The 12744-nt window shown below is 44.1% G+C and carries 18 protein-coding genes; 3 read left to right on the plus strand and 15 right to left on the minus strand.

The features are described from left to right. Positions 1-216: 216 nt before the first annotated feature. From ACWXWT_RS00665 to ACWXWT_RS00710, 10 genes are read right to left on the minus strand one after another with little or no spacing between them, the layout of a single operon-like run. Positions 217-1926: a Na(+)/H(+) antiporter subunit D gene (locus tag ACWXWT_RS00665; RefSeq protein WP_456039695.1), complete on the minus strand. Its 1710-nt coding sequence runs from the start codon at positions 1924-1926 to the stop codon at positions 217-219. After that, complete coding sequence (locus ACWXWT_RS00670) at positions 1916-2230, minus strand: hypothetical protein (protein ID WP_456039696.1); 315 nt, start codon at positions 2228-2230, stop codon at positions 1916-1918. Before ACWXWT_RS00670 ends, ACWXWT_RS00665 begins: the two co-directional genes overlap by 11 nt. A 1-nt stretch (position 2231) precedes the next feature. Continuing rightward, entirely contained in the window at positions 2232-3698 is a 1467-nt protein-coding gene (locus ACWXWT_RS00675; RefSeq protein WP_456039697.1) for a monovalent cation/H+ antiporter subunit D family protein, read from the minus strand. Then, positions 3695-5185, minus strand: a complete 1491-nt coding sequence (locus tag ACWXWT_RS00680; protein WP_456039698.1) for a monovalent cation/H+ antiporter subunit D family protein — start codon at positions 5183-5185, stop codon at positions 3695-3697. Before ACWXWT_RS00680 ends, ACWXWT_RS00675 begins: the two co-directional genes overlap by 4 nt. Positions 5186-5190: 5 nt before the next feature. Next, on the minus strand, positions 5191-5550 hold the full coding sequence (locus ACWXWT_RS00685) for a cation:proton antiporter subunit C (protein WP_456039699.1): 360 nt from the start codon (positions 5548-5550) through the stop codon (positions 5191-5193). Next, positions 5547-6527, minus strand: a complete 981-nt coding sequence (locus ACWXWT_RS00690; protein ID WP_456039700.1) for a DUF4040 domain-containing protein — start codon at positions 6525-6527, stop codon at positions 5547-5549. Before ACWXWT_RS00690 ends, ACWXWT_RS00685 begins: the two co-directional genes overlap by 4 nt. Next, positions 6524-6883: a monovalent cation/H(+) antiporter subunit G gene (gene mnhG / locus ACWXWT_RS00695; RefSeq protein ID WP_456039701.1), complete on the minus strand. Its 360-nt coding sequence runs from the start codon at positions 6881-6883 to the stop codon at positions 6524-6526. The genes ACWXWT_RS00690 and mnhG overlap by 4 nt, the downstream gene beginning before the upstream one ends. Further along, positions 6876-7157, minus strand: coding sequence for a monovalent cation/H+ antiporter complex subunit F (locus ACWXWT_RS00700; protein WP_456039702.1), 282 nt, complete (start codon positions 7155-7157; stop codon positions 6876-6878). The genes mnhG and ACWXWT_RS00700 overlap by 8 nt, the downstream gene beginning before the upstream one ends. Positions 7158-7159: 2 nt before the next feature. Beyond that, entirely contained in the window at positions 7160-7681 is a 522-nt protein-coding gene (locus tag ACWXWT_RS00705) for a Na+/H+ antiporter subunit E (protein ID WP_456039703.1), read from the minus strand. After that, a complete protein-coding gene (locus tag ACWXWT_RS00710; protein WP_456039704.1) occupies positions 7678-8112 on the minus strand; it encodes a Rap1a/Tai family immunity protein in 435 nt (144 codons plus the stop codon). Before ACWXWT_RS00710 ends, ACWXWT_RS00705 begins: the two co-directional genes overlap by 4 nt. A gap of 211 nt (positions 8113-8323) precedes the next feature. Here ACWXWT_RS00710 and ACWXWT_RS00715 point away from each other — a divergent pair, with 211 nt between their 5' ends. From ACWXWT_RS00715 to ACWXWT_RS00725, 3 genes are all read left to right on the plus strand, one after another. After that, positions 8324-8446 (plus strand): helix-turn-helix domain-containing protein, encoded by a 123-nt coding sequence (locus ACWXWT_RS00715; protein WP_456039705.1) that lies wholly within the window; start codon positions 8324-8326, stop codon positions 8444-8446. Between the two features lie 232 nt (positions 8447-8678). Beyond that, entirely contained in the window at positions 8679-9113 is a 435-nt protein-coding gene (locus tag ACWXWT_RS00720; protein ID WP_456039706.1) for a hypothetical protein, read from the plus strand. A gap of 48 nt (positions 9114-9161) precedes the next feature. Further along, the gene (locus ACWXWT_RS00725; protein ID WP_456039707.1) at positions 9162-9566 is read left to right on the plus strand and encodes an NUDIX hydrolase; all 405 of its coding nucleotides are present in this window, start codon (positions 9162-9164) and stop codon (positions 9564-9566) included. Here ACWXWT_RS00725 and ACWXWT_RS00730 read toward each other — a convergent pair. The 5 genes from ACWXWT_RS00730 to ACWXWT_RS00750 form a co-directional block, all read right to left on the minus strand. Further along, positions 9528-9899, minus strand: coding sequence for a hypothetical protein (locus ACWXWT_RS00730; protein ID WP_456039708.1), 372 nt, complete (start codon positions 9897-9899; stop codon positions 9528-9530). The genes ACWXWT_RS00725 and ACWXWT_RS00730 overlap by 39 nt on opposite strands. Positions 9900-10269: 370 nt before the next feature. After that, positions 10270-10671, minus strand: a complete 402-nt coding sequence (locus tag ACWXWT_RS00735; RefSeq protein WP_456039709.1) for a CBS domain-containing protein — start codon at positions 10669-10671, stop codon at positions 10270-10272. Further along, entirely contained in the window at positions 10668-11018 is a 351-nt protein-coding gene (locus ACWXWT_RS00740; protein ID WP_456039710.1) for a P-II family nitrogen regulator, read from the minus strand. The genes ACWXWT_RS00735 and ACWXWT_RS00740 overlap by 4 nt, the downstream gene beginning before the upstream one ends. A gap of 3 nt (positions 11019-11021) precedes the next feature. Next, positions 11022-11774: a DUF1538 domain-containing protein gene (locus ACWXWT_RS00745; protein WP_456039778.1), complete on the minus strand. Its 753-nt coding sequence runs from the start codon at positions 11772-11774 to the stop codon at positions 11022-11024. A gap of 45 nt (positions 11775-11819) precedes the next feature. Then, the gene (locus tag ACWXWT_RS00750; protein WP_456039711.1) at positions 11820-12557 is read right to left on the minus strand and encodes a DUF1538 family protein; all 738 of its coding nucleotides are present in this window, start codon (positions 12555-12557) and stop codon (positions 11820-11822) included. Positions 12558-12744: the final 187 nt, after the last annotated feature.

Raw genomic sequence — 12744 nt, forward strand, 5'->3', positions numbered from 1 at the left:
CTCCTGCGTTACTCTACCTCCAGCATCTGACCGCCATGGATGGTGGTAATGTCTTATTTTTTATGGAAAAAATAGACCATGCCGTCGTATTTTGAAAGCATCTAACGAAGCATAAAGGACTTTGAAACCCGTCAGAATCTGAACTGACCAGATATTTAATGAGATTGGTATTACTATGCCAAATGGAGTCAAGTGAAAAATTTGTTCCCAGTGAAGCTAAAGGTAGTACAACAACACGTAGGCTGATAGCAACCCAGCGATCCATAGCACAGTAGTCCCCACGGGCCAAGAGCGCGCGAACACGCCGCGCTCTTGGCTATCTGCTGTATGCGGTTGGCCTAGATAACGCACTGCCATACGTTGTAAGAATTTCTGCAAGCGGTCTCGTTGTTGCGTAACCACGTCACCTAGTGAGCTAAGTGCTCGTTCGATCAACTTAACCAATGAAAATGCCGCACGTCGCCAAAGCCAATCTGTGTCGAGGCTAATTGTCATGGTACGTTTCATTAGTGGTAATAATACGAAGAAAGCCAAACCTGAAAATAGCAGTAACTGCAGGTAGAATAGCACTTTACCAATAGAGTACGGTTGGTAGTCAACAGGGTAGGGTAATAGGGAATAAAGCATTTCAGGGAATACACCCAGTAAAATGCATAAGCTGGCAAAAATGATCATCGCCAACCCCATATTCCATGGCGCATCTTTTGGCCTTAAACCTGAGTCTTTTTGGAAAAACACAAACCATGGAAATTTGATGCCAGCATGAAGGAATACACCGGCCGACGCGGCGGTTAATGCCATGTAAACCCACACTAAATCCCCATCGACAGCGGCCTGGGAGATCATGCTTTTTGTCGTAAAGCCTGAAGTCAGTGGAAAACTTGAAATCGCTAACGCGCCAATAATACCGCAAACGCAGGTAAGTGGCATGGTGCGAAATAGACCACCCAGCTCCATACATTTATTTTTCCCAGTGCGGTATATAACAACCCCAGCACTCATAAACAGTAGCGCTTTATATATAATATGTGCAAAAGCATGAGCCGTAGCCCCATTAAGCGCCATTTCGGTACCAATACCTACGGCAACAACCATAAAACCGACTTGGTTAACCACGGAGTAGGAAAGGATACGACGTACATCATTTTCCAATAATGCGAAAATAATACCGTACATAACCATAAATAGACCAATGCCAATCAGCACTGATTCGCCTGGGAATAATAATATCAGTGCCAGTACAGCTGTTTTAGTTGTAAATGCCGACAAAAATACTGAACCCGTGGGTGTGGCTTCTGGGTATGCATCGGCTAGCCAAGCTGACACTGGTGGTGCCGCGGCGTTTATCAATATGCCAATAAGTATCATCCATGTACTGAAATTTGTTGCTAGCATAGGTTGGATTTGGATAGAACCAGTCTCAAGTACGACACCTACAATGCCAACTTTAAGTATTACGCCACCGAGAAAATGCATAATGGCATAACGTATTCCAGCTGCGCGTGAACCGGGTGTACCACCACACCACACCACAATAGTAGAGAATATCGCCATTAGTTCCCAGTAGACGAACATGGTAATAAGATCGCCGGCAAAACAGACTCCTATAGCACCTGCAGCGTATGTAAAGGCTGCGGCAAGCTCATACCAACGTGCTATACGAAAAGAAAACAGACCTCCTACAAAGACCATGATCGCAAAAATAGTCGCAAACAATCGTCTTAGCGGACTACCTTCGACAGGTTCAATGTTGTATGAAAGAAATTTTACCGTACTCTGAACTCCGTCAGGGATCTGCCATATGGCCAACAGGGTAATAATTGGGGCGATTAATAGGACCGCTGTTCGTGCGTGCCATTTAACCAAACATATCAGTACAGCAGCAATTAGCAGGATAAATGCTGGAGAGAAAAATTCAAACCCCATTGCTATTCTCCTTTACCTTGTCATGACTAGGCGCTGAGGTTTCTATTTGCTCTGGTTCGTCATAATAATTCTGTGGACGTTTTAGAAGCAAACCTAATAATTTTGCTACTAGTACCATCACCAGACAACTGACAAATCCATAAAGTGCGCCGAACCCAAACCAGCCATCAAAGCCAAAATAACCTTTAACGTATATGACCGTCTGCGCAAGTACCACCAAAGTCAGTACAACACTGAAACCAATCCAGAGCTTACGAATCGTTGACGGCCGTACTAACCAGTGCAATTGTTTTTCGTCATTCATTTTAACCGAGCCCCTTAACTACTTGGCTTGCCAATTTAATTACTGGATCGTTAAACAAAAAGAAAGCGAGTGTCAGTATGGCGGTCACACACAATGCCAGCACAGCTAAAAACGGTGCTTCGCCGTGCTTCTTATCACCTTCTTTTTCTCGTTCAAACCAAACTAGGTATAAAATCGGCAAAAAGTAAGCGGCATTAAGAACGGTACTGGCAATGATAGTGAACACTGCTACTAGATTGTTAGCTTCGAAAGCTCCGGCTAAAATGTACCATTTGGAGACGAACCCCGCAGTGGGAGGGACACCAATCATACTCAATGCACCAATTGTAAACGCCGCCATTGTCCATGGCATACGCCTACCAATACCACGTAATTGATGGATTTCGGTCTTTTTAGAGGCAACATAAATTGCGCCAGCAGCAAAGAACAATGTGATTTTACCAAAAGCATGAGCGACCATATGTAAGGCGGCGCCAACCTCTGCGAGTGGTTTGAGAATGGCTGAGGCCATGACTACATAAGATAACTGGGCAATAGTGGAGTAGGCTAGTAGGCGTTTGATGTTGGTTTGGCGCATTGCAACAAGACTAGCAACAATGATGGTAAAAGCCGCAACATATAAAAGCCATTCTGAGCTGGGTGATTCAAATAGATATTCAATCCCAAATATATAAATGATTATCTTAGTGATAGCAAAAACACCAGCTTTAACTACTGCAACGGCATGTAGTAAGGCACTCACTGGGGTGGGGGCTACCATAGCGGCGGGTAGCCATTTATGCATCGGCATGACAGCCGCTTTGCCGATACCAAATACAAATAGTGCCAGAAGCAACCCTATTTCAGGGTCATTCAACTTACCAGCGAGGATCCCGCCGGCAGTAAAATCACCTGTTCCTGCCACGGTATAAGTCCAGATGATTGCAGGAAGGAACAAACCAATAGATGTACTCAGTAAAACACCCAGATAAATCCTTGCCGAACGTATCGTAGCAGCATCACCTTTATGTGCTACCAGAGGGTATGTCGAGAGTGTTAATAATTCGTAGCATAAAAAGAGAGTGAATAGATTGCCAGCGAAAGCAACACCAATAGTGGCAGAAAGAGCTAACGCGAAGCATACATAAAATCGAGTTTGGTTTTTCTCTTTATTACCGCGCATGTAGCCAACGGAATATATCGAGTTGATAAGCCAAAGCCCAGATGCCAATGCAGCAAATAGCATGCCCAGAGGTTCAACAGTAAACGCAATAGTTAGCCCAGGCATTACCTCGCTAACCTCTACCGAGGGGCTTCCGCCTTCCATAAGAGTCGGAATGAGTCCCCAAACAACCCAGATTAGTGAAACAGACGTAATAGCGGTTGCAGCTTCGCGAATATTAGGGCCTATTCGTCCAGCAAGGGAGATGGCGAGAGCTCCGACTAGAGGAAGACCAATGGCGACTAATATGGTCGTTTCTGGTGTCATTGTGAACCCTCCAAGAGAAGGGAAGCGGCACTATTTGCGAGTTCTAATGGAACCTGTGGAAACAGTCCGAAGTATATATTGAGTAGTGCAATAAAACCGGTAACTAATAACATTTGTATTGGTGCTTCAGATGTTGGACCTTCTCCTTCGACAGGAGCTTGGAAGTAAAGCGCCTCAACGATGCGCCAAACATAAACCACCGCCATCAAGGAACTGACTAGAATAATTGCTACTAGCCCACTCCCCCAAGGACCGCTTTCCAAAGCGGCGGTGATAAGGAGCCATTTACTAATAAACCCTGCAGTACCAGGCACGCCGATTAAGCTCAAACCACACACAACAAAAGCAGCACAAGTCCAGGGCATACGAGCTGCAGCACCACCGAGTTGATCTAGGCGTAAGTCACGATAATGATAAGCTAGGCAAGCAACTGCCAGAAACAAGCCACCTTTTGCTAGCGCATGGTTGAACATATGCATTGCGCTGGCGCTTAGTCCAGCCATGCTTACAAAGCTAACACCAAGCAAAATATAGCCTATTTGTGCTATAGATGATGAAGCAAGCCGCCTTTTAAGGTGTCCTTCGAACATCGCAACTGCAGAAGCAATAAGTATTCCGAGAATTGCCAATGGCATCGCAAACAATGCGAACTGAACTTCGTGATCCTCAAGCGTGGCTTGAAATACCATATAGTCAAATCGGATAAGTACATACAGTGCAACCTTGGTCGCGCAAGCAGCAAGAAACACGGTCACCATGTGCGGAGCATGTGTATAAGCGTTTGGCACCCATACATGCAAAGGAAACACAGCAGCTTTAAGGGCCAACCCAATAGTGATGAATCCAGCAGCAACTAGAACTGGATTTATATCGGTCACATCACCGAGGCGATCTTGAATATCTGCTAAGTTAAGTGTGCCGGTCATCATGTAGATTAGACCTACACCAATTAGATAAAAGGTTGCGCCAATAGTGCCCATCATTAGATATTTGAAAACGGCTGGAAGAGCCCGACGGTCTGGACCACCAGCTATTAATATGTAGCTGGCCAGAGATGAAATTTCCATGAAAACAAAAATATTGAAGGCATCTGCTGATACGACAATACCCACCAGGCCAGATAAAACCAAAAGCCAGGCCGCATAGAAAAGTGATTGGCGTTCTGATTCTATTTGCTGATCAATGCTTGGTTTGGCAGCGAGTAAGGCTGCAGTGCTTGCTCCCGTGATCACCAGCAAAACAATGGCACTAAACGTATCAACCGACAGTGCAATGCCATAAGGTGCCGGCCAGCCCCCCATAGCGTATTGGAGGGTTTGTCCGTCTAAAACCGCCAAAGTAAGCGCAACGGCGATAGAAAAACAAACTAGTGCAGCGGCAGTTGCTCCGGCCCAAGCTAAACCTCGCGGTTGTAACATGACGATAAGTGGTGCCGACAACATCGGTATCACAACTTGCAAAGCAGGAAGGTGTGCTAATAAATCCATAGTAATCAGTCGGCATCCAAAATTTCGTTTTCTTCGATCGTGCCATAACATTCCTTGATACGTACAACCATGGCCAGTCCCAATGCAAGGGTAGATACTCCCACAACAATGGCTGTTAGTATCAGTACCTGTGGTACTGGGTTTGAAAATATTTGATCTTCTACACCTTTTTGTATGATGGGGGCAGTCCCGCCTTCTACCTTATCCATAGTAATATACATAAGGAATACAGCAGATTGAAAAATGGATAATCCAATGAGTTTTTTTATCAAATTGGTTTTGCTAATCACGGCATACAGTCCCACCGTTAAAATAATAGCGAATACCCAATAATTGAAGTAGCCCAGCAGTTCTAATAGTTTCATGACCACCTCTCACGGGCAGCGAACGCATGAAAAATGGCCAGAAGTGCACCACAAACCGCCATGCCAACGCCGGCCTCGATAATTAATATACCCAGCTGTTGCCCAAACACAGGGTCAGCGGCTAGTACTGAATAATCTAGAAATGTTCCTCCCATCAACATGCAAGCCACACCCACGCCGCCATATAGCAATGCACCGCCTATAACCATACCCAACAGCACCCCACGAGGTATTGCGCGCAATGCCTCGGATTCGCCTTCGAGCAGCGCGTAAAGGATTACGCCTGTGGCAATAATTGCACCAGCTTGGAATCCTCCGCCCGGACCATATTCACCATGGAATTGTACATAAAGACCAAATAACACGATAAACGGGATCAGTAGTCGGCCGACTACTTGGGGGATCAGATGGTGGCGTAGACCACTACTTTTTTTAATCACTGGCGGATTTTTTCGTGAAGGGCTCACACCAAGGATGAATAAAACCCCGATACAAGCAGCGAAAACAACAAACACCTCGCCCAGCGTGTCATAGCCTCGAAAGCTGCCAAGGATTGCGGTGACCACATTGGGAATATCGATATACTCAGGTGTTTTTTCTAGATACCAAGGCGCAAGATGTTGATGCACTGGGGCATCAGGGTCGCCGAGCCGTGGTTTGTCGAAAGTGGCGTATATTATTAGCAATGCCAGAACGCCCACAGTACCTAGAGCTACCCACCGACCTCCAACTCGAGCTTTTTCCCGGTCACCAGTCAGCTCCAATGCACAGAGGAAGATTACCGTTGTCACTCCAGCACCCACCGCGGCTTCTGTTAGTGCTACATCTGCAGCGTCCAAAATAAAAAAGTTGGCCGCCATTAGTAAACTAAAAATAGATGTCAGCATTACCGCGACAAACAGGTCGTCGGTGCGCACTATAGCAATAGCGGTAATGACGAGAAGGGTCAGTAGGAATAGCGCAAAAATTAAGATCATTCTCCAGCCCCCTCTTGGGGTAAGTTGTTAGCCTTGGGTGCGTCGCTAGCGCTTCCATCGTCTGGCTTGAGCCCGGATAATAGCGCGGCATTGGCCAACGCATAGGTAGCGGTTGGGCCAGTCAGCAACAAAAACAGCATAATAGCAAACAGTTTAATAGCGGCTAGAGACAAACCGGCTTGTAGGATCATACCCACAAAAATTAAGATAGTCGCCATGGTATCAGTAAGACTGGCGGCATGAATTCTGGTGTAAAAGTTTGGCAGGCGCAGGCCGCCTATACCGCCGATTAACACGCAGGCACCACCTAGAACGAGTAAAATCCAACTCAGAATATCTAGCGCGACATCAATCATTTTTTGCCTCGGAATCAGATTTTCTTCGGGAACGATTTTGGAAAAAATTTAATACTGCAAGAATCCCGACCATATTGACCAGAGCGTAGGCTAACGCAAGATCAAGAAAATCAGGCCGACCGTAAAGAAATGCAATGACTGACAGTAACAATACTGTTTTGGTACCAAACACATTGACAGCCAGTACGCGATCGTAAGCGCTTGGTCCTTTAAGTGCTCTCACTAAGGCCAATACCATGGTCACCAAAATGGCTATAGAGACAACAATATACATAATTAGTGGGGCTCCAGAGCTGCTACTCGTCGATTCGCTTCGCCTTTTTGTAATTCTTTTGCACTTTCACTGGTCAGGCAATGAATCAATACTTTCCCCTTGTGTAAATCCAATGTGACGGTTCCCGGAGACAGGGTAATGGAATTGCCAAGAATGACTTGGCCCACGTCCGTTCTGGCTTCCGCTTCAAGCACAACCACGGTGGGGCTTATAGGCATAGAGGGTTTAAGGATTAGCTTGGCTACGTCCAGACTCGAAATAATAATCTCTCGAAGCAGCCACAACCAATAGCCTGGCAGGCGAGGCATAAGTTTAAGAAAATTTGTATGATGCCGGAAAAAGCCCATACGATGTGCCAAGTAAACGCTGAGCAAACAAGACAAAGCCCCCAAACTCATGACCAGTGGTTTGTAGAGCCCTGACCAGAGAAGCCAAGATATTGCTAAAATAAGCAGAAGTAGCAAAACAGACGAGAGTTTTGTTTCGCCGCGTTGAAACGTATGCTGGGCTAGAGTTAAGCTCATAGTTTGCAGGGGTAGTTTTTCAGTAATGATTTATAGACGACTTCCATCGCTGGTTCATTTTCTTCGCTGCTATCTTGGGCTGCTAGATCGACGACGATTACGTTAACTACATCGCGCAAAAGCAGCGGATCTCCTAGGCAAAAACCGGCTAGGCCAGCTGCTCTGGAACGGTCTAAACGGTTTGGCATACGAGTGCGAATCGCGCGTTCCGAGAAAGTCTCTTTACTTGCAAGGGCACTTTCCGCATTTAGCATGACTCTTGCATCGGTCGCTATTGCACCATCTATAAAGCCTTGAATATATCGGACACAATACTGACCATCAACGCTTTCTGGTTCAGAATTAAACAGTGCACAGTGCAATGAAAGTTCTTGAGCCGTCAGTACTTCTATTGCCTTAGCAGATGGTACTGACAATAATTGAAGGGCCAAGAAAGCGAAAGCCATTAAGGGGAAATTGTTTTTTGACATAAAAATCCTTTTTCTCTAATGATTTAACTTTATACAATTAATCATAGTACTAAAACTCTATCATAGTTTTGTTTTTCATCAATAAAAAATTGATACTGTATTTTGAGAAAATAAACTTTAGATGAGATAAAAGTACATTAGGGAATCATATGGTAAGTTTAATTATCATCACTTGCAGTATTTTTGTACGATAGCGACATATAGCAGTATCGCTCAGGCATCAAAATTCATGCATATTACGCCACAAACGCTTAGTGCTCAGATAAATTTATTAAAAGTTCAATTAGGATATTAGTGGCCGCAGGCTATAGCTTAAACCAACGCCGATATTTTCACTACGTAGTTCTATATGGTCACTGATTAATGAGTGGTGGCAAATGAGCTACCATCAAGGCACGTTATGCAAACCATTTAAAAAGTCATCGCGAATAAGCGACTAATGCGGAACTCGTTGTCAATTCGCTACATATGTTAACTGACTAATTATTAGATACTCCATAGCGGAGCAAGTGCCAAAAGGAATTTGAATGCAAAGGAATGGTTTACTCGTTATTGCTGGCTGCTTAAGCATCTTTGCTGCCTTGCTACACATTAGTTGTATATTTGGCGGCCCAGACTGGTACCTCTTTTTTGGTGCTGGTGAAAAAATGGCTAAAATGGCTGCTGCCGGTGATATTTATCCTACCATTGTCACATTGATTATCGCTGCTGTTCTTTGTGTTTGGGGGCTTTACGCATTTTCGGGTGCGGGCTTAATTGTTAAGTTAACGTTTCTAAAAACATGTTTAGTGTTAATCACTGCTGTATACCTAATTCGTGGAGTGGCGGGGTTAATTGTGCCTTTTTTCACGTCATCACCCGATATCCATCAAAACTCTATGGCTTTTTGGTTAGTGAGCTCAGCAGTTTGTTGTATTTATGGAATTTACTATTTACTTGGAACAAGGCAGTTATGGCGCTAGTTTTCCAAGACCAAATCACAAAGCTCTATTTATAATAAGAAAACCATCATGGCTTTTAACGATTTATTTAGACTCAGCTCCCATGCAGTAATCACTAATGACGATGGTCAAGTGCTGTTATTAAAAGCCAATTATGGTGACAAGCATTGGGGTTTGCCGGGTGGCGGGCTTGATCCTAATGAAACCATTCATCAGGCATTGCTGCGAGAGTGCAAAGAAGAATTAGGTTGTGAGGTAACAGTTAATTATCTATCTGGGGTGTATTTTCATTCAGCTTATCAATCACAAGCGTTTATCTTTCGTTGCGAGTTACCCCAAGGAGCGACAATACGTTTAAGCGATGAACACAGCGAGTACGCTTTTGTTGCTGTTACTGAATTATCTAACATTCAGCAACAGCGAGTAAACGAATGTTTAGCGTTCAGTGGTGTGGTTCGCAGCGCGGCTTTCTAAGGTGGCTTTATGCCATGTGGTTAGCATTTGCATAATATCAACAGAGTCACTGAGCTGTACCAAAGGTCTAGGTGCTGTGTATTGCTTAGTTTTTAATGCGTTAAGCACAGCTTCTACTTGATAGTAAAATCCATTGCCTTTAGCTTCAACATCTACATCTACATCTACATCTACAACTTCAGCTTGTTGTTCATATAATCTCACCGTAAATTGATTACCCTGAGATTCTGGTAACCAAGGGTTTGAGGTGAATTCAATACTTCCTAAACTGCCTAGAATAGTAAAGCCTGCATGCAGACCATAGTCTTCAGCGGTATGCAGATGACATTGCACGCCGTTGCTGTAACTGACAATGGCGGTTGATTCGCAAATATTACCGTCTTGCCCGCGTCTACCGGTCGCTTCAATTTGGTATTGTTGACTTTGCTCGGTACCGCATGACTAACTGCATTAACGATGCAGGGTAGCAACCCAAGCCGCGATAGATGGATTGGGTATTATTTTACAGCCACAGATTGTGGTGGAAGAGGCCATTAAAGCTGGATTATTAACAAACTTCAGTGCATTAGTTCCCCCTGATGGCGATGCCAATACACTTATTGTATAAAGATAAAAACCTGCCGCTAAAAACAAGAACCTTGATTGAATTTATTATTCGCCAGCTCGAATAATGACAGGTGTATATCATGGTTAATGCATATTATCACTTGGCTATCATGCCTTTAAGCACAATATTGTCATAAGTGACAAACCCTAAAATCTCACCCGCTTCAATCACTGGCGCCTTATTAATACTAAAGCGTTCAAACAGCCGTGCTGTATAGCGAACGTCCATATCTGCAGGTACCGAAAACACTGGTTTTATCATGATTTCATAAATATTTGTACGCTCGGGTGACTTGTCTTTTGCAAGCACTTTTCGGGCGATATCGCTCATGAGTACCATGCCGTATTCATCATTCTCATTGCGTTTCTTCACCACTAGTATATTCACATTATGGCTAATGGCTTCTTGGATTGCTTCAGCCACAGTGCACATGCCATCAACCATGACGAAATGGTTATTCATAACGTCGCGATTACGAATAGGGGGGTTGCTATTCATATTTGATCCTCAATATCTTTACTCAATTTTTGAACTTGATGGGCAACACCAACGGCATCTTCGACATCAATTTGAATTGCTATACCTTTGCCTGAGTTAGTGTCAAATTCACCCACATGAGAAATGGTTTCTAAAATATGACGACTCATGTGCTCTTCTACTAACCATAAAATCACATCACGTTGAACCTCTAAGGTTAGCCCCATAAAAGTGGTCTTTTGTTCTAACCCTTCACCGCGAGCATGGTTTATGACTGTCGCACCTGTCGCGCCTGCAATACGTGCTGCATCGAGTACCTTGTCAGTACAGTCATCATCGACAAACGCGACAATTAGTTTAAAGCGCATAGGTTACTCCTTAATGGTTTTTCGTTTGGATAAATAGTCAACTATTTGGGCATAACCCATAACAGTGATCATCGGAAATAAACTGGCAAAGGCAATTAGTCCAAAGCCATCAATTAATGGATTACGGCCCTCAACATTGGTGGCGAGTCCAAGCCCTAATGCCGCAACTAACGGCACGGTTACCGTTGATGTGGTTACCCCTCCAGAGTCATATGCTAAAGGGACAATCATTTTTGGAGCGTAAAAGGTTTGAATAACCACCACCACATAGCCCGCCATTATGTAATAGTGAATGGGATCGCCAACCACAATACGAAAACAGCCTAAAGTAATACCAATCGCTACGCCAAACGCCACTGACATTCGTAGGCCTTGGATACCAATGGTGCCACCTGATACTTGATTGGCTTTGATTGCCACTGCAATTAAAGACGGTTCTGCAATGGTGGTACTAAAACCGATAGCGGCGGCAAACACATAAACCCAAAAATAGTCTTGCCAAATAAACGGCTCATTGCCACCATCAGGGTGTAAAAACTCGCTGGTGGTCAGTTGATTAGCCATGCTCTCACCGATAGGGAATAGTGCCATTTGTAAACCCACGAGAAAAAAGGTGAGGCCGATAATCACGTAGATAAAACCGAGTAGCACTTTTCGCCATTGGTTAATCGGGCGTTTGAGTACGCCTAGTTGAAAGCCGAACAGAATTATAGCGATAGGAATCACATCCCGAGCGGTCAGTAATAGGGTGATCATCAACTCATTAAGCAAAAGTATTCCTCATTTTTGGGGTTAACTTAATCATTTAAGGAACAGCATGCCGTACAGCAACACAAAAATCATTGGGCTAAGACTTGCGAATGCTATTAAGCCAAAGCCATCAACCATCGGATTACGGCCTTTAATGACACTTGCTAAACCAACGCCTAATGCGGTGACTAAAGGTACGGTAATGGTCGATGTGGTGACGCCGCCAGAATCATAAGCGATACCAATAATGTTGGCCGGAGCAAAGCTGGTGAGGATCATCACTAACACGTACCCCCCAATAATGAGGTAATGAATTGGCCATCCTTTAAGAATGCGAATTACACCAAGTAAAATAGCTAAGCCAACCGAAATGGCGACGGTTAATCGTAACCCCATGGCATAAGAATTCATTGCTTGTTGGTTTGACTCTATCGCACCAGCATTAGCGGCAACCTGCGCCGCTTCGTTTGCGACAGCTGTGAGTGCAGGCTCAGCTAACGTAGTACCGAAGCCCAGAGAGAAAGAGAAAATAACTAACCAAAATACACTACCTTTTCGTGCTAAAGCTTCAGCAAGTGATTCGCCAATTGGAAATAAACCCATTTCTAAACCAAATACAAAAAAAGTCAGCCCCAATACAATAAATACTACGCCCACCAAAATTGAGCCTAGCTCGGCTGGCGCTTGATGTAATACAAAAATCTCAAAAAAACTAACGACTAAGATGATGGGAATAAGGTCTTTAAAGCTACTTAACATGGCTTGGAGCAATTTGGATATGGCTGACATATTGGCTCCTCGTTATTAATTCATTGTCATTTGTTTTAGTCTGCCTACCTGTGAGAGAACCACAATCATTATGTAACTTAAATGTTGTATTTTTGATCTGTATCATAGTCTGTAATGAAGGAAACTAATCTATTTGGGCTAAACATCGTAAATAATTTTGTGGTGCTAATTTGTGTTGACTCGTATC

This window comes from Shewanella sp. A22 (assembly GCF_053850585.1).